Origin of the sequence: Bacillus sp. BPN334 (genome assembly GCF_008368885.1) — a bacterium.
Classification (GTDB): domain Bacteria; phylum Bacillota; class Bacilli; order Bacillales; family Bacillaceae_G; genus Bacillus_A; species Bacillus_A wiedmannii.
The window spans coordinates 25,921-43,007 of the sequence record NZ_QOZW01000010.1 but is presented as its reverse complement, the minus strand read 5'-3'; the positions used below and the strand labels follow the sequence as shown (position 1 = coordinate 43,007).

Genomic DNA, 17,087 nt, shown 5'->3' with positions numbered 1-17,087 from the left:
GAGATGTCCTCAATTGCAATTGCAGGATATGCACTATTTTGTATAATCGTCTTCTTCCTTGTAAATCGTCTTTTACGAAAGAAAAAAACGAATGTGGGAGAAGAACAAGTCCCAGCCGTAAATAAAATAGAAGTAAGTAAGGTAGAAACAGAAGAGAAAGAAATTGAACGAAAGCAAGAAGCAGAAATTTCTAATGTAGTTGAGTTAGAAACAGGAAAGCAAGAAGAAGTAAAACAAGAAAAAGAAGTGCCAAAAAAACAAATGTCTACGCCTGTAGAAAATGTGAACGTAAAAGCAGTTGTAGCTGTATTAATTCTCGGCATGTTCGTTTCTATTTTAAACCAAACAATTATTAATGTTGCATTGCCTCCATTAATGAATGAATTTAACGTATCAACTTCAACAGCACAATGGTTAATTACAGGTTTCATGCTTGTAAATGGTATTTTAGTACCGATTAGTGCCTTTTTAGTTTCACGATTTACGTATCGTAAATTATTCGTAGCGGCAATGTTATTCTTCACGGTAGGATCTATCATTTGTGCTATTTCAGGAAACTTTACAATGATGATGACGGGCCGCGTTATTCAGGCGGTGGGTGCAGGTATTTTAATGCCGGTTGGTATGAATATTTTCATGACATTATTCCCGCCTCATAAGCGCGGAGCAGCGATGGGATTACTAGGTGTAGCGATGATTTTAGCACCAGCTATTGGACCAACTGTAACAGGTTGGGTGATTGAAAACTATAGCTGGAACTTAATGTTCTACGGAATGTTTGTAATTGGTTTAATTATTACGTTCCTATCTTTAAAATTCTTTACACTAGCTCAGCCGGTATCTAAAACGAAGTTAGATGTATTCGGTGTTGTTAGTTCAAGTATTGGACTAGGTAGCTTATTGTATGGATTTAGTGAAGCAGGAAATAATAGCTGGACTAGTGCAGAGGTTGTTATTTCACTTATCATTGGTGTAGTAGGTATTGCGGTATTTATTTGGAGAGAGCTAACAACGGACAATAAAATGCTTGATTTACAAGTGTTTAAATACCCAGTATTTACTTTTACTTTAGTAATTAATGCAATTGTTACGATGGCATTATTCGGAGGTATGTTATTGCTTCCAGTATATCTGCAAAACATTCGCGGTTTCACACCGATAGAATCAGGTTTATTACTACTTCCAGGATCATTAATTATGGGGATCATGGGACCTATTGCAGGTAAACTATTTGATAAGTATGGTATTCGTCCGTTAGCAATTGTCGGTTTAGCCATTACAACGTTTGCGACATATGAATTCACAACGTTATCGATGGATACACCGTATAGCGTTATTATGACGGATTATATTATACGTTCAATTGGTATGTCATTCATTATGATGCCAATTATGACAGCAGGTATGAACGCACTGCCGATGAAATTAATTTCTCACGGTACAGCAACGCAAAATACGTCAAGACAAGTAGCTGGTTCAATTGGAACAGCGATATTAATTACACTTATGACGCAGCAAACGACTGCTCACGTAGCAGATTACGGCAACATGTTAACAACGTCAAACCCAATTTTAGTTGATAAAGTACACGGTATGGGCCAAAGTTTAGCAGCGATTGCCGGATCAGCGCAAGCAGGAGATGCGATGAGCACGCAACTATTATTTGGACAAATTTCAAAGCTATCTGCAATTAACGGTATTAACGATGCCTTCTTAATTGCGACAATATTAGCTGGTATTGCTTGGGTGTTATCGTTCTTCTTACCGTCAGGCAATAAACCAAATAGAAAAGCAGGGAATTAATTTCCCTGCTTTTTGTCTTGTTAAAGAGTGAGATATAAAAAATGATAACCAGTTACGGAGCACAGCCCTGTTATAAACAAAATTGTCCCCATAGCACGAATACTTGATATTTGTCTTCCACTTATAATAGCTAATAGTCCAGCTAAAGAGAAGAAACACCAATATAAAGTTCCCGAAATTGGAACCATCCCCTCTAAATCTATTCCAGAACCTATACAAATGATAGGAACAACGATAAGTAATATGCTAATTAAACCTGCGATAAGAGTAAGTAATTTACGGTGTTTCATGCCAGCAATAATTAAAAAAATGCCGACGATGAGCTCGCATAACATCAAAGTAAGAGCTAAAATCATCCAAGTTAATATTCCGAACACTCCTGTATTACCTCCGATTTATGGGTTTCTAAAAAATATTATATATAGAATGAATCACCTACAGACACGAGTACCCAGAAAATAACCCCTAATATTCCAGCGGTAAAAATAATGAATCCCATATTACGTATACTTTTAATTTTGGCTTGGACTCCACTTCCCCCTGCTAATAATCCAGTTAAAGAAAATAGTATCCAATATAAAGTAGTTGAAATAGGGAGGATTGCATTGCTATCCACTCCCATGCCAAAAAAAACAAAAGGTAGTGTGACAAAGGAGAAGCTAAGTAGCCCCATTAAACCAACAAATAATTTACGATGTTTCATGCTAGTAACAATTAAAAAAATACCACCAAAAAATCCGCATAAAACAAGAAGTGGCATATAAACAACCCAAAGTAAGCTCAACATATATAGTCTCCTTCTATGTAATCAGTTATATTTTACTACATGAGGTTTATTTTGGATATTATTAATGAATATGTATAAATTGATAGAAATGAGAAGTGATGATACGAATTAATAGATATAGAGAACGTTGCAATGCAGCTAAGGAAAAGGAATGAAAAAGCATTATACTTTATTATCGACCAGTACGGTGGACTTATAAAAAGTATTATTCAGAAGCATTTAGCTTCGTTTCAAGATGTACAAGAGGAATGTATGGATGATGTGTTATTGGCAATTTGGAATCATATTGAAAAGTATGATGAGGAGAAAAATACTTTAAAAAACTGGATTGCAGCTATTACAAAATATAAATCTATCGATTATGCGAGGAAATATGCGAAAACAGTAAATGAAAAAGGGTTAGATCAAAATAGTTGAAATAGCGATGCATACCGATACGACTAAAAATGAAATTAGTAATGATATGCAACATATATTAGATCATTTAAAGAAGAATGATAAAGAAATCTTTATGAAGCATTACGTGGAAGAAGATAGTGTAAAGAAAATTGTTCTGACGCCTGTCCTAACTTCTGGTGAAGAGGGAGAAAAGAAAACGAATTATCGAAAAGTGTTAACGGAAGAAGAGTTTGAAGTTGTGATAAAAGAGTGAAAAGAGGTATCGCGATGATACCTCTTTTTATCCTAAAAAGGCTAACATATTATTCATAATATGAAGTAATATAGCTGGAATAATGGATTTTGTTTTTTTACATAAAATGGCCATAAATAGACCCATGATGAACATACTAAACATCACACCAGCTGAGTATATATGACCTATTGCGAAGAGGAAGCTAGACCCAAACGCTGCAATCCAAAATGGGAAGCGCTGTTGTAGGAAGTGAAGAATAATACCGCGGACTATAAGTTCTTCAAAAATAGGTACAAGTATAGCGCCACCTATTAGCAATAATAGTTTGTATTGTTTTAACATTTCTAGGTCTAAAGCGGATGACTGCTCTTTTACCGCATTAGGAAAAATATTATTAATTATAAATATATCATTAACGATATGTAGTCCATAAAAAAGAATGATATAGATGTATGTGCTTACTTTTTTTAATGCTGTAAAGTTTAGTGTCGGGACAATTAAATTTCTTAATGGCTTATATGCATAAATTAAAATTAATAAAATGCACAATACAAATAAATGCCTCCCAAAAGTAGTAAGTGATTTTGTTAAAGCAATTTGTTTTGGATCGGTTAAACCTTCTGTATAAATAACGGTAGGAAGGCCTATAAAGAGATCGGCTAGAAATCCTGTTCCCCAAATCGCAAAAACGAGTGAAAATAGAAATTGTGAGAGTGACATAGGGTGTTTTTGTGGGTAAGTTAGTTGCGTGGCTTGTATAATAGTGAATCACCTATCCTTGCTTATTTCATAGTTATATATAAAGATTATAGAATATTTATACAAAAAAGTCATCAGTGTAGTAAAAATGATATTTTGAAGCTAATATTTACAGACAGTAATGATTTTACATTGATGTTCTGTGCACACGGAAGAGTTTGAAGTTGTGATAAAAGAGTAAAAAGAGGTATCGTGATGATACCTCTTTTTAGCTCAAAAATGCCAACATATTATTCATAATATGAAATAACATAGCTGGAATAATGGATTTTGTTTTTTTACATAAAATAGCCATTAATAATCCCATGAAGAAAGTAATTACCATGACTCCAAGTGAGTATGTATGAGCGATACCGAAGAAGAAACTTGTTATGATGGCTGCAATCCAAAATGGAAATCGCTCAGAGAAGAAGCGAAGCATAAAGCCACGGAAAATAAGTTCTTCAAAAATTGGTGTGAGTATTGCGAAGCCGAGAAGTAATAATATTTGATACTGCTTAAAAACGTCTAAGTTAAGTGCGGAAGATTGCTGCTTTGTTGCGTCTTGGAACATATAATTTAACAAGATGTAATTGATTAAAATGTTTATAGCGAAGAAAAGAAGTAAGTATACGTATGTACGCCATTCTTTAAGTACTTTAAAGTTAAAAGATTGTAGTAGTAATTTTTTTGCGGGTTCGAATTTGAAAATGAAGAATAACAACACGGCTAGTTGTAATACGATACTTGCAGTGTTTACGATAGATTCATACAGGGCAATTTGTTTTTTATCTGTAAGACCTGCTGTATAAATTGTTAAGGGCATTGCTAGGAACACAGTAATAAGTCCGGTTCCGAAAAAAGCGAATAAAACGGAGCTAATAAATTGTCCCCATGACATAGAATATTTCTGTTCATTAGAAAGTTGTGTAGCGGGTTGCATTTATAAAATCACCTCTTTATATTTGTATATTTAATTATAAAGTATTTTGTTTTTGAGTGTAATATCCAAATATTACATATAAAGGTGTATTTTTCGTAAAATAATAAAAGAGGTATCACCCTATAGTGATTCCTCTTTCTCATTGATAACTATGTTCTGCTTTATTGTTCGATTTCGATTGCTCTATTTGTAATTCACGCTCTACCAATCGATCTAACTGCTGAATTGCTTTAAGTGCTTTTTCATAAGAAATTGTTCTATAATGGTGCGCTCCGCCCGGTTCTTCATCTGCTTCGTCTGCCCATTTAATAATGTTTTGAAGAGATGTTCTTTCAATTTCTTGCTGTACTAAGAAAGAATCTGTATGAAGAAGAATCGCGATAGAAATTTCTTTTGCTAGTTTCGGATGTTCTCCTAATCTAATAAGCAATTTATGAGCTCTTTCTGCACCTTTAATCGCATGTATATCATTCTTTTTATACAAGTCATAATCCCATGCTCCCTCACTGTACCATGTGTGATGTCCGATATCATGAAGGAAACCAGCTTTTGTTGCAGCATCGACTGAGGCATGATGCTTTTTCGCTAAGTGAAACGCATGGTAAGCGACAGCGATCGCGTGGACCATTCCAGAACGGTTTACATATTTTTGTGTAATGTGATGTTTAAAAACTTGTTCAAGCGTAATACGTTGCATAAAACATTCACTCCTTTTATCTAATGATGTATATGAAGAAAAATCGATCGGTTTAAATGTATTTTGAACATTGTACTCCATCTGGGTAGCGTTAGTAAAGTAGAAATGTTTAGGAGAAGAAAAATTTTATAGACATAAAAGGTCACCTTAGTTTTTTTTCTAAGGTGACCTTTTATTGTTTATTTTTTTAATCCTTGCTCCAGTGTTCCTAACATTTCGTGTTTTTCATTTTCATCAGCATTTTTCCAAATGACTTCGAATAAAACGCCAAGACCTGGAAGCATTTTTTCTTCACCGCTTTGAATTGCATCGACAATCGTTTCTTGTAATTGATCTTGTGAATTTCCAGATACATTCGCTAATACAGCGCCGCGTAAATTAAAACTCATTATCTTCACCTCTTCTTCAGAATTGAAACTGACGTTAGTTTTTGTTCTTTTTTATGTAAATATGTATGAAAAATAGGCTATAATGATAAGACAAGAAGAGAGGGAAATACATATTATGAAAAACATTGATTCAGTGCAAAATCCGCGTGTGAAGCAGTGGAAAAAGCTGCAGACGAAAAAAGAGCGCGATAAAAAGGGTTTATTTTTTGTAGAAGGATTCCACTTAGTGGAAGAAGCTTTAAAAGCAGGAGTTGTAACAGAACTTATCGTTTCTGATCAGACAGATCTTCCGAAAGATTGGACAGTTAATGATGTGGAAATGTATATCGTACCTGAAGCAATCGTAAAAGTACTCCGTGAAACAGAAACGACGCAAGGGGTATTTGCTGTTTGTGAGAAACACGAGAGTGAAGTAGCTCTTGCAGATGGAAAGTTTCTTTTATTAGATGGTCTTCAAGACCCGGGCAACTTAGGGACAATTATTCGTACAGCTGATGCAGCTGGTATTCATGCTGTTGTGCTTGGAGAAGGATGCGTTGATGCATATAATAGTAAAGTGCTTCGTTCTACACAAGGTTCTATTTTCCATTTACCAGTTGTAAAAGGGAACTTAGAAGAGTGGGTAGACAAGTTAAAAGAAAATAACGTTCCTGTATATGGAACCGCTCTTGAAAATGGAGTTCCATATGGTGAAGTAACACCAGCTGGTAGTTTTGCATTAATTGTAGGAAATGAAGGAAGTGGCGTAAGCGAAGAAATTCTTGCAAAAAGTGATCAAAACTTGTATATTCCGATTTACGGCGGGGCAGAATCATTAAATGTTGCGGTTGCAGCAGGGATTTTAACGTATTATTTGCAAAGCCCAGTTGCGAACAAATAAAAAACTTCTTATAATAAGTTGAAGTATATTATATTAAAAGTTAAATAACGAAAAACGTTGATAGAGAAGAGTAACTTACAAAATCGCCATAAAGGGAGAGAATGCCTTAGACTGAAAGTATTCTTATGGTAGACGGAAGTGAATTCACCTCTGGAGTTGACGCCAGGACCATATATATGTAAAGGCGTTCCGGTCAGAATTGATCGTTATAACTAATGAGTGGGCAGACCTGGTCTGTCAATTTAGGGTGGTACCGCGAATTTACCTCGTCCCTTTTTGGGAGCGAGGTTTTTTTATTTTTAAAATTAGGAGGGTTCCAAATGGAAGCACGTTTAAAAGAGCTAAAGCAAAAAGCGTTAGAGCTTATTGAAGAAGCGAAAGAGCTAAAGGGCTTAAACGACGTACGCGTAGCGTATTTAGGTAAAAAAGGTCCAATTACAGAAGTATTACGCGGCATGGGAAAATTATCAGCAGAAGAGCGTCCACGTATGGGAGCATTAGTAAATGAAGTACGTGAAGCGATCCAAACGCGTTTAGAAGACAAAATTGGTAACTTAGAAAAAGCAGTAATTGAAGCGAAATTAGCTACGGAAACAATTGATGTTACACTACCAGGTCGTCCTGTTGAAACAGGTTGTCACCATCCGTTAACAGCTGTTGTTGAACAAATTGAAGATGTATTCATCGGTATGGGTTATGAAGTAGCTGAAGGAACAGAAGTAGAAAAAGACTACTACAACTTCGAAGCATTAAACTTACCGAAAGATCACCCAGCGCGTGATATGCAAGATACATTCTACATTACAGAAGAAACGTTACTACGTACACATACATCTTCTGTGCAAGCACGTACGATGGAAAATAATAAAGAAAAAGGCCCAATTAAAATTATTTGTCCTGGTAAAGTGTATCGCCGCGATGACGATGATGCGACGCATTCACACCAGTTCATGCAAATTGAAGGTCTTGTAATTGATAAAAACATTCGCATGAGTGACTTAAAAGGTACACTGCAAGTATTCGTGAAAAAGATGTTCGGTGAAGATCGTGAAATCCGTCTTCGTCCAAGTTTCTTCCCATTCACAGAGCCATCTGTAGAGATGGATATTTCTTGTATGATGTGTCACGGCAAAGGTTGCGGCACTTGTAAAGGAACTGGCTGGATCGAAATTTTAGGCGCAGGTATGGTTCATCCGAACGTACTTGAAATGGCTGGTTATGATTCAAAAGAATATCAAGGTTTCGCATTCGGTATGGGCGCAGAGCGTATCGCAATGTTGAAATACGGCGTAGATGACATTCGTCATTTCTATACAAATGATGTACGTTTCTTACAACAATTCAAACGAGCGTAAGGGAAGGAGAGGATAAGTATGTTCGTATCATATCGTTGGTTACAAGAGTATGTAGATATTAAAGATGTAACAGCACAAGAACTAGCAGACAAAATCACGAAAAGTGGTATTGAAGTAGAAGGTGTTGAAGTATTAAATAAAGGTGTAAAAGGTGTTGTAGTTGGTCACGTATTAGAATGTGAAAAACACCCAGAAGCTGATAAATTAAGCAAATGTTTAATCGATATCGGTGAAGAAGAGCCAGTTCAAATTATTTGTGGAGCTGCTAACATTGCAAAAGGTTTAAAAGTACCAGTTGCAAAAGTTGGTGCTGTACTTCCTGGCAACTTCAAAATTAAAAAGGCAAAACTACGTGGTGAAGCTTCTCATGGTATGGTTTGTGCGCTTCAAGAGCTTGGCATTGATGGAAAGTTAGTTTCAAAAGAATATGCAGACGGTATCTTCATCTTCCCAAGTGACGCTGAAGTTGGTGCAGACGCACTTGAAATTTTAAACTTACATGATGAAGTACTTGAGCTTGGTTTAACACCAAACCGTGCAGATTGCTTAAACATGCTAGGTGTTGCATATGAAGTCGCTGCTATTTACGGCCGTGAAGTAAAACTTCCAGCTATCAGCTTACAAGAAACAGCAGAAAAAACTTCTGATTACATTTCTGTAAGTGTAGAAGCGAAAGAAGAAAACCCATTATATATTGCAAAAATGGTAAAGAACGTAAAGATTGGTCCATCACCAATGTGGATGCAAACGCGCCTTATGGCAGCTGGCATTCGTCCAATTAGCAATGTAGTTGATATTACAAACTACATTTTAATGGAATACGGTCAACCGTTACATGCATTCGATTACGATAAATTAGGTTCAAAAGAAATCGTTGTTCGTCTTGCAAAAGAAGGTGAAAAAATTGAAACGTTAGATGATCAAGAGCGTACGTTACAAAGCCACCACCTTGTAATTACAAACGGAACAAAAGCTTTAGCTGTTGCTGGTGTAATGGGCGGAGCGGATTCTGAAGTTACAAATGAGACAGTAAACGTTTTAATTGAATCTGCATACTTTGCAGGTCAAACAGTACGCCGTACATCAAAAGACTTAGGTCTTCGCAGTGAATCAAGTGCACGTTTTGAAAAAGGAATTGACCCAACACGTACATTTGAAGCAATTCAACACGCAGCTGCTTTAATGGCGAAATACGCTGGTGGAGAAGCATTTGAAGGTGTAGTAGAAGCTGACAACTTACAAGTACAAGAACGTACAGTATCTGTTACTGCTGAAAAAGTAAACCGTGTATTAGGTACAAATATTTCTGCAAGTGAAATGGGTACAATGTTCACAAACTTAAAATTCCCATTCACAGAAGTAGAAGGAACATTCCATGTGAATGTACCAGCACGTCGTCCTGATATTACAATTTCAGAAGACTTAGTAGAAGAAGTGGGTCGTCTATACGGTTATGACCACATTCCAGTTACATTACCTTCTGGAACAATGACTCGTGGTAAATTAACATCAGCACAAACGAAACGTCGTAAAGTACGTCGCTTCTTAGAAGGTGCTGGTTTATATGAAGCAATCACGTATTCATTAACGAGCGCTGATAAAGCGAAGCAATATATGGTTGAGCCAAACGAAAAGGCGCCTGTAAACCTTGCACTTCCAATGAGTGAAGAGCGTAGCCAACTTCGTTTAAGCCTAGTGCCACAATTGTTAGAAGCAGTTTCATACAATGTGGCACGTAAAAACGATAGTGTTGCTTTATACGAAGTAGGTTCTGTCTTCTTACCGACAGAAGCAGGAGAACTTCCGAAAGAAGAACAACATCTTGCAGGTGTTATGATAGGTCTTGCACTTCACCATGCATGGCAAGGTGAGAAGAAAGTAGTAGACTTCTTCGTTGTGAAGGGTGTACTAGAAGGATTATTCGACGTACTTGGCGTTGCAAACCAAATCACATATGCACCAGCAAAACGTGAAGGTATGCACCCAGGTCGTACAGCTGACATCGTATTAGATGGCGAAGTAATTGGTTTCATCGGTCAATTGCACCCAGAAGCAGAAAAACAATTAGATGTGAAAAATACATTCGTATTCGAACTATCTCTTGTAAAAGTGTTCGGTGCAGACGCAGAAGAAACTTACTACGCAGCAATTCCACGTTTCCCATCTATGACACGTGATATGGCTGTTGTCGTAACAAAAGAAACAAAAGCTGGCGAAATGAAGCAAGTCATTGCTGAAGCTGGCGGAGAACTTCTGAAAGACGTAGCGCTATTCGACTTATACGAAGGTGAAAAAATGGAAGAAGGCAAGAAATCACTTGCATTCTCTATGACCTACTTCGATGCAGAACGTACGTTAACAGACGAAGAAGTAACAGAAGCACATAACCGTGTATTAACGACGGTAGAAGAGAAATTTGGTGCGGAGTTACGTAAGTAATAAAAGATTGCCGGATTCAGTCCGGCAATCTTTTTATGGCACGATTGTCGGTAAGTCGATATATTACAAAAATCGCTGATATATTTTTTGGTATCTTGCATCTTTCTCTCGAATGTAGTACATTAATTTTAGTTTAACAAAATGAAAGACGATGATAAGGAAAAGTAGTATATACTATAATCCAAAGCGAGTCAGGGACGGTGAGAGCCTGATGAGGCGGTATATGTGAAGAACACCTTGGAGTTGCTAACCGAAATTGAAACTTGTATTTAAGAGTAGGCTTAGACGGGAATCCGGCCTGTTACAAACCGGGAAGTATGTATTACATACGAGTTAAAGTTGGTCTTTATGACAAATTGGGTGGTACCGCGAAGTTTAACCTTTCGTCCCTTTATGGATGAAAGGTTTTTTTGTATTTAAATATATGTGCAAAGGAGAATTTCACTATGGAAAACACATTAGTAAAAAGTCTGTATAGAGATACAGATAAATACGCAGGTCAAACAGTACAAGTATCAGGGTGGATTCGTAACTTACGTGATTCAAAAGCATTTGGTTTCATCGAATTAAACGACGGTAGCTTTTTCAAAAGCGTTCAAATCGTTTTCGATACAGAGTTAGAAAACTTCAAAGAAATTGCAAAACTTCCACTTAGCTCTTCAGTTAAAGTAGAAGGTACAGTAATTGCAACGCCTGGAGCGAAGCAACCATTTGAAATTAAAGCAGAAAAAATTGATATCGAGGGCTTATCAGATTCTGATTACCCACTTCAAAAGAAACGTCACACGTTTGAATACTTACGTACAATCGCTCACTTACGTCCAAGAACAAATGCATTCTCTGCAACGTTCCGTGTACGTTCTGTCGCAGCATTTGCGATTCACCAGTTCTTCCAAGAGCGTGGATTCGTACATGTTCACACACCAATCATCACTGGTAGTGATACAGAAGGTGCAGGCGAAATGTTCCGCGTAACAACGCAAGATTTAAACAACGTACCAAAAGGTGAAGACGGACAAGTTGATGAATCAAAAGACTTCTTCGGCAAAGAAACAAACTTAACAGTAAGTGGACAGCTGAACGCTGAAGCTTATGCATTAGCATTCCGTGACGTATACACATTCGGCCCTACATTCCGTGCAGAAAACTCAAACACAACTCGCCACGCAGCTGAGTTCTGGATGGTTGAGCCGGAGATTGCATTCGCTGAATTAGGCGACGTAATGGATCTTACAGAAGATATGCTGAAATATGCAATGAAATACGTACTAGAGCATGCACCAGAAGAAATGGAATTCTTCAACAGCTTCGTTGATAAAACAGTTCTTGAGCGCATGAACAACGTAATCAACTCTGACTTCGGTCGTATCACATATACAGAAGCAATTAAAGTGCTTCAAGAGTCAGGTGCTAACTTCAAATATCCAGTAGAATGGGGTATTGACTTACAAACAGAGCACGAAAGATACTTATCAGAAGAAATTTTCAAACGCCCTGTATTCGTAACTGACTATCCGAAAGACATTAAAGCGTTCTACATGCGTATGAATGAAGATGGAAAAACAGTAGCTGCTACTGACCTTCTAGTTCCTGGCATCGGCGAATTAATCGGCGGAAGCCAACGTGAAGAAAGAATAGACGTTTTAGTAGACAGAATTAAAGAACTAGGTATGAACGAAGAGGATTACTGGTGGTACTTAGAGCTTAGAAAATACGGCGGTACAAAACACGCTGGATTCGGTCTAGGTTTCGAGCGCTTCCTAATGTACATCACTGGCATGGCTAACATCCGTGACGTAATTCCATTCCCAAGAACTCCAGGCTCTTCTGAATTCTAAAATATAAAAAAGCGAGAGGATTTCCTCTCGCTTTTTTGTTTGCATAGTTTATTACCTCGTAGCAAAAAGTAACGCGAAGGGGTGAATATAAATGAGTAAAAAAGTAAAAAAAGATCATTCAAGATCAAGCCTAGGTTCTCCAGAAGTAGAAGGACAAGGAACGACGACACATGAAACAGGTTCTCATAAAGTATCTTCATCAAATAAGAAGCAGAAAAGAAGCTAACATAAAAAAGGAGAGTCTTGGCGGCTCTCCTTTTTTTATATGTATTACACCTTATTATCATTAATCTCTTTTGTAATTTTATCTACATCTTTGTCTAATTGATCTAAATAGAAAAACCACAGTAAGCTCATGAGCACGTAATAGATGGCCATCACACCAAGATTATCAGATATATTTTCGAATGTGGATTTAGAAGTGAAAAAAGCTCCCCAAATGGTAGAAATAGTGAGGTAAGAAAGTGGGCCTACGAGGTGTACGAAAACATATAATAACTTTTTAACTTTTAAAGCGTTCATATGAATTCCCTCCTTATGTAAACAATCTTTTTCTTCTAATCATACATTCAAGTTCCTCACAGAAGTGTTGTAGTTTTGCTGGATTATGTCTTAACAAGCGGGCATCGTGTTTCCCGATAAATCTTCGAATCCGAAAGTTTAATAAGAAAGATCGGCCATAGCGCTCTATTAAATCGTTGAATTCTCGTTGTTCACTTAGTAGCTGAATGTTTTCTCTAATTTCAAACTGTCTTTCGTGTGGATCGCCTAGTAAAATATTTAGAATCATTTGTAGAAGTAGCAATGGGAATCTCCTCCTGTGTTAGAATAATCTGTATATTTTAATTGTAACAAAAATAAACGGACAATAGTATAGTGAAACAAAAAACAGGAGTTTGTAGCCTCCTGTTTTTGTCGATACTATTTTAATAAGCGAAACGCCTTCTCCTTATTAGCGAAATGCATTTTCACAAACTCAGGTAATCGTTCTTTACCAAGCTTTTGAATTAATTTAGCAGCGGCGATATCAACTTGTTTACCGGCACCTTTTGGAAGTGGCATACCAGCTTTTTTGCTTAATTCGTCAAACTGTTTTACGAATGAGTAACGAGCTAAAATAGAAGCAGCGGCTACTGCTAAATGGACGCTTTCGCCTTTCGTCGCGAAGTAAACATTTTCACGCTGTACCTGTTTTTGTTTAGCTAAATATTTATAGTATGTATCAGGTTGTGTGAATTGATCGATTAAGACGCCTTCAGGCTTTGTAGGTGCAATTTTAGCTAATAAGTTTGTAATAGCTTTATTATGTAGTAAAGCTTTTAACTTACCTTGGTTGTTTCCTTTATCAAATAGCTCGTTATATTTTTCATTATGAAGGACAAGAGAGCTGTAAGGAACAACGTGTAGAAGTTGTTTTGCAATGGCAGTAATTTGATCGTCATTTAAGTTTTTAGAGTCTTTTACACCAAGTTCTTTTAACAATGGGATTTGCTTCGCATCCACATATACAGCAACTACTGTCATCGGTCCGAAGAAATCACCAGTACCAACTTCATCTGACCCTACGATAGACATTGTACTGATGGAAGCAGGCGGTGCATAACGGTGTGAATCGACAGCTTTTTTTACAGCTGTTTTCGGTGTTTGAGAGACAGTTTGCCAACGAGAAGCTTCTGCTTCAGCACGGCCACCTTGGAACATTACTTTTCCAGATTTATAAGCTGTAATCGTGCAAGATGGCACCTTTGCCATGAAGATCCCGCCTTGTGGGGTTTTTGGACTAAGCGCTTGTTTGTATTGTTGTTTCATGTCTTCAATTACTGTGGAACTTGTTTGTATTACGATAGAATTTGACAAGATGGTCGCTCCTTTTTTATATTGTTATTTTTATCATATCGGATTGTTCTTTCTGTTTCCATAATATGATGGTTCATGGTATGATAAACTTTAGGATTCTGTACGTGATTGGAGGCCGGTGAGTTGTCACAACAAAAGGGAAAGAAAAGTCGAATTAATGTAGAAATCTATGGTCAACAATATTCAGTTGTTGGCGATGAAAGTACAAGTCATATCCGCATGGTAGCAGCGATTGTGGATGATAAAATGCGCGAACTCAATGCCAAGAATCCTTCGCTTGACACGAGTAGACTAGCGGTATTGACGGCGGTAAACGTCATACACGATTACATAAAATTAAAAGAAGAACATGAGAAATTGAAAGAAAGTATGACAAAAAAAGGAATGGAATAACATGATTGATATTATTATCATTTTACTGCTTGTTATGGGATTTTTCCTCGGCTTACGCAGAGGGTTTATTCTGCAACTTGTAAAGTTAACAAGCTTTATTATCGCATACCTTGTTGCATACTGGTACTGTAAAGATTTAGCGCCAGCACTTGCGAAATTTATTCCGTATCCATTTGATAAAAACGTATCTGTTCCAGAATGGATTGATGCAAATAATATTGAAACAGTATTTTATCAAGCACTTGCGTTTATCATATTGTTTATTATTACAAAAATTGCACTTTCATTACTTGGTAATTTGTTAAATATGTTTGCAGAAATACCGGTTTTAAAGCAAGTCAATGCGTTTGCGGGGGCAATCCTCGGATTTTTAGAAGTATATATTATTTTGTTTGTTTTAATTATCGTTGGAAACATTCTTCCAATTGAACAAATACAAACACCATTACAAAAATCATCAATTAGCAAAATAATTGTAGACGATACACCGATTCTTTCTGAAAAGGTGAAGGAACTATGGCAGACAGGTAGCAGAGTATAACTTCTCTTTTTTCGGAAAGAGGAGTTTTTTTCTATGAAGGAAAGGCGGGGTAATGATGAAAGTAAATAAAAAACAAGTTATTAAATTACTAGAGACAATCGGCCTGTTTATGGAACTAAAGGGCGCGAATCCATTTAAAATATCTGCATTTCGTAAAGCGGCAGCAGCACTAGAAAGTGATGATCGTAGTCTTTCTGAGATTGAAGATTTTACGAAGATTCCGGGCATTGGAAAAGGAACAGCAGCAGTTATTCAAGAATATATAGAATCGGGAGCATCTGAAGTATTACAAGAGCTTGAGAAAGAAGTTCCAAGTAGCTTATTACCGTTATTAAAATTGCCAGGACTTGGTGGTAAAAAGTTGGCTAAGTTATATAAAGAACTTGGTGTTGTTGATATGGAATCGCTAAAAGCGGTTTGTGAGGAAAATAAAGTACAAGCTTTAGCAGGCTTCGGTAAGAAGACAGAAGAGAAAATATTAGAAGCAATCGATCAAGTAGGATCTCGTCCAGAGCGTTTACCAATCGCAATGGTATTGCCTATTGCCGGGGAAATAGAGGAGAAATTGTCGAATATTGCTGAAGTAATTCGTTTCTCTCGTGCTGGTAGTTTGCGCCGTGTTCGTGAAACAGTGAAAGATTTAGACTTTATCATTGCAACGACAGAACCAGCTGCAGTACGTGAGCATTTACTGCAATTTGATAATATGATTGAAGTAATCGCAAGTGGAGATACGAAAGTTTCTGTTCGTCTTCAATATGAATATGATATTTCAATCGATTTCCGTCTAGTAAAACCAGAAGAATTTATTACAACCCTTCACCATTTCACAGGATCAAAAGACCATAACGTAAAAATGCGCCAAATCGCGAAAGATAGAGGCGAGAAAATTAGTGAGTACGGTGTAGAAAACTTAGAAACAGGTGAAGTGAGAACATTTGAAACAGAAGAGGAGTTCTTCGCTCATTTCGGTCTTCCATTCATCCCACCAGAAGTGCGTGAAGATGGAAAAGAAATTGAATTAATTAAAGAGTATCCGAACTTAATTCAGTTCTCTGATATACAAGGTGATTTACATATGCATACAACGTGGAGTGACGGTGCCTTTTCGATTGAGGAAATGGTACAGGCATGTCGTGCTCGTGGTTATAAATTTATGGCAATTACCGACCATTCACAATACTTAAAAGTAGCGAATGGTTTAACGAAAGAACGCCTTCGTGAACAGGCAAAAGAAATTGAACGTATGAACGAAAAGTATCCAGACATTACAATTTTACGCGGAATTGAAATGGATATTTTACCGGATGCAACACTTGATTTTGATGATGAAGTATTAGCAGAATTAGATTATGTCATTGGAGCGATTCACTCTAGCTTCTCACAAGACCGTGAAACGATTATGAAACGTCTTCGTGCTGCGCTGGATAATAAGCATGTCACAATGATTGCTCATCCGACAGGACGTCTTCTTGGACGCCGCGAGGGCTATGATGTGGATACAGATTTATTAATCGAGCTCGCAAAAGAAACAAATACAGTTTTAGAATTAAATGCGAATCCAAACCGTCTAGATTTAAGCGCGAAATTATTAAAACAAGCACAAGATGCTGGTGTAAAAGTAGCGATTAATACGGATGCTCATACGCTTGAAATGTTAGAAGATATGGAAACAGGTGTAGCAGCAGCACGTAAAGGTTGGATTCAAAAAGATAACGTAATTAACACGTGGGATATTGAACGTTTATTAGACTATATTAAACGTAATAAGTAACACAAGGGGGACCTGCAAC

18 protein-coding genes, 2 pseudogenes and 2 other annotated features are annotated in these 17,087 nt (G+C 36.9%); of the genes and pseudogenes, 11 read left to right on the top strand and 9 right to left on the bottom strand.

Translation table 11 applies throughout. The annotated features are described in order from the left end of the window. Nucleotides 1-3 precede the first annotated feature (3 nt). Entirely contained in the window at nt 4-1,803 is a 1,800-nt protein-coding gene (locus DN393_RS15285) for a DHA2 family efflux MFS transporter permease subunit (protein WP_000094767.1), read from the top strand. Nucleotides 1,804-1,823: 20 nt separating this feature from the next. On the opposite strand, the gene DN393_RS15280 is transcribed toward DN393_RS15285, so the two are convergent. Continuing rightward, nucleotides 1,824-2,180 (bottom strand): hypothetical protein, encoded by a 357-nt coding sequence (locus DN393_RS15280; protein ID WP_064474619.1) that lies wholly within the window; start codon nt 2,178-2,180, stop codon nt 1,824-1,826. 38 nt (nt 2,181-2,218) lie between these two features. After that, nucleotides 2,219-2,590: a DNA-binding protein gene (locus DN393_RS15275; protein ID WP_098111473.1), complete on the bottom strand. Its 372-nt coding sequence runs from the start codon at nt 2,588-2,590 to the stop codon at nt 2,219-2,221. A gap of 132 nt (nt 2,591-2,722) precedes the next feature. On the opposite strand from DN393_RS15275, the pseudogene DN393_RS15265 reads away from it, so the two are divergent. Together DN393_RS15265 and DN393_RS32415 are read left to right on the top strand one after the other, a co-directional pair. Then, nucleotides 2,723-3,140 (top strand): annotated as a pseudogene (locus tag DN393_RS15265) (sigma-70 family RNA polymerase sigma factor); the annotation flags it as partial. After that, a pseudogene (locus DN393_RS32415) lies at nt 3,120-3,242 on the top strand (DUF4179 domain-containing protein); the annotation flags it as partial. The pseudogenes DN393_RS15265 and DN393_RS32415, both read left to right, overlap by 21 nt. 27 nt (nt 3,243-3,269) lie before the next feature. On the opposite strand, the gene DN393_RS15260 reads toward DN393_RS32415, so the two are convergent. From DN393_RS15260 to sspI, 4 genes are all read right to left on the bottom strand, one after another. Next, nucleotides 3,270-3,944 (bottom strand): CPBP family intramembrane glutamic endopeptidase, encoded by a 675-nt coding sequence (locus DN393_RS15260; protein WP_064474622.1) that lies wholly within the window; start codon nt 3,942-3,944, stop codon nt 3,270-3,272. A 247-nt stretch (nt 3,945-4,191) separates the two neighbouring features. Further along, nucleotides 4,192-4,905, bottom strand: a complete 714-nt coding sequence (locus DN393_RS15255; protein ID WP_064474623.1) for a CPBP family intramembrane glutamic endopeptidase — start codon at nt 4,903-4,905, stop codon at nt 4,192-4,194. A 139-nt stretch (nt 4,906-5,044) separates the two neighbouring features. Continuing rightward, nucleotides 5,045-5,602, bottom strand: a complete 558-nt coding sequence (locus tag DN393_RS15250; RefSeq protein ID WP_064474624.1) for an HD domain-containing protein — start codon at nt 5,600-5,602, stop codon at nt 5,045-5,047. A 179-nt stretch (nt 5,603-5,781) separates the two neighbouring features. Then, nucleotides 5,782-5,991 (bottom strand): small acid-soluble spore protein SspI, encoded by a 210-nt coding sequence (gene sspI / locus DN393_RS15245; protein WP_000009511.1) that lies wholly within the window; start codon nt 5,989-5,991, stop codon nt 5,782-5,784. 82 nt (nt 5,992-6,073) lie between these two features. Between sspI and DN393_RS15240 the strand changes: the two genes are divergently transcribed. The 5 genes from DN393_RS15240 (at nt 6,074) to DN393_RS15220 (ending at nt 12,729) form a co-directional block, all read left to right on the top strand. After that, nucleotides 6,074-6,871: a TrmH family RNA methyltransferase gene (locus DN393_RS15240; protein ID WP_002096285.1), complete on the top strand. Its 798-nt coding sequence runs from the start codon at nt 6,074-6,076 to the stop codon at nt 6,869-6,871. 48 nt (nt 6,872-6,919) lie between these two features. After that, nucleotides 6,920-7,148, top strand: a binding site (T-box leader). A 43-nt stretch (nt 7,149-7,191) separates the two neighbouring features. After that, nucleotides 7,192-8,226 (top strand): phenylalanine--tRNA ligase subunit alpha, encoded by a 1,035-nt coding sequence (pheS, locus tag DN393_RS15235; protein ID WP_000388220.1) that lies wholly within the window; start codon nt 7,192-7,194, stop codon nt 8,224-8,226. An 18-nt stretch (nt 8,227-8,244) separates the two neighbouring features. After that, on the top strand, nt 8,245-10,665 hold the full coding sequence (gene pheT / locus DN393_RS15230; protein WP_088048033.1) for a phenylalanine--tRNA ligase subunit beta: 2,421 nt from the start codon (nt 8,245-8,247) through the stop codon (nt 10,663-10,665). 142 nt (nt 10,666-10,807) lie between these two features. Continuing rightward, nucleotides 10,808-11,059 (top strand) — a binding site (T-box leader). Between the two features lie 52 nt (nt 11,060-11,111). Beyond that, complete coding sequence (asnS, locus tag DN393_RS15225; RefSeq protein ID WP_149173669.1) at nt 11,112-12,503, top strand: asparagine--tRNA ligase; 1,392 nt, start codon at nt 11,112-11,114, stop codon at nt 12,501-12,503. A 91-nt stretch (nt 12,504-12,594) separates the two neighbouring features. Next, nucleotides 12,595-12,729 carry a YuzL family protein gene (locus tag DN393_RS15220; protein ID WP_000039594.1) on the top strand — a complete coding sequence of 45 codons (135 nt, stop codon included), beginning with the start codon at nt 12,595-12,597 and terminating at the stop codon, nt 12,727-12,729. Between the two features lie 44 nt (nt 12,730-12,773). Here DN393_RS15220 and DN393_RS15215 read toward each other — a convergent pair whose 3' ends face one another. The 3 genes from DN393_RS15215 to rnhC all read right to left on the bottom strand — a co-directional run bounded on the left by DN393_RS15215 (nt 12,774) and on the right by rnhC (nt 14,360). Then, entirely contained in the window at nt 12,774-13,025 is a 252-nt protein-coding gene (locus DN393_RS15215; protein WP_088048034.1) for a hypothetical protein, read from the bottom strand. A gap of 13 nt (nt 13,026-13,038) precedes the next feature. Then, nucleotides 13,039-13,308 carry a hypothetical protein gene (locus DN393_RS15210; RefSeq protein ID WP_149173668.1) on the bottom strand — a complete coding sequence of 90 codons (270 nt, stop codon included), beginning with the start codon at nt 13,306-13,308 and terminating at the stop codon, nt 13,039-13,041. Nucleotides 13,309-13,424: 116 nt separating this feature from the next. After that, nucleotides 13,425-14,360 carry a ribonuclease HIII gene (rnhC, locus tag DN393_RS15205; RefSeq protein ID WP_064474629.1) on the bottom strand — a complete coding sequence of 312 codons (936 nt, stop codon included), beginning with the start codon at nt 14,358-14,360 and terminating at the stop codon, nt 13,425-13,427. A gap of 123 nt (nt 14,361-14,483) precedes the next feature. Here rnhC and zapA point away from each other — a divergent pair, with 123 nt between their 5' ends. The 3 genes from zapA to polX are packed head-to-tail and all read left to right on the top strand — an operon-like array spanning nt 14,484 to nt 17,068. Beyond that, nucleotides 14,484-14,753 carry a cell division protein ZapA gene (gene zapA, locus DN393_RS15200; protein ID WP_000082701.1) on the top strand — a complete coding sequence of 90 codons (270 nt, stop codon included), beginning with the start codon at nt 14,484-14,486 and terminating at the stop codon, nt 14,751-14,753. A gap of 1 nt (nt 14,754) precedes the next feature. Then, nucleotides 14,755-15,294, top strand: a complete 540-nt coding sequence (locus DN393_RS15195; protein ID WP_000565411.1) for a CvpA family protein — start codon at nt 14,755-14,757, stop codon at nt 15,292-15,294. A gap of 55 nt (nt 15,295-15,349) precedes the next feature. Beyond that, a complete protein-coding gene (gene polX / locus DN393_RS15190; protein WP_064474630.1) occupies nt 15,350-17,068 on the top strand; it encodes a DNA polymerase/3'-5' exonuclease PolX in 1,719 nt (572 codons plus the stop codon). The last annotated feature ends 19 nt before the right edge of the window (nt 17,069-17,087 follow it).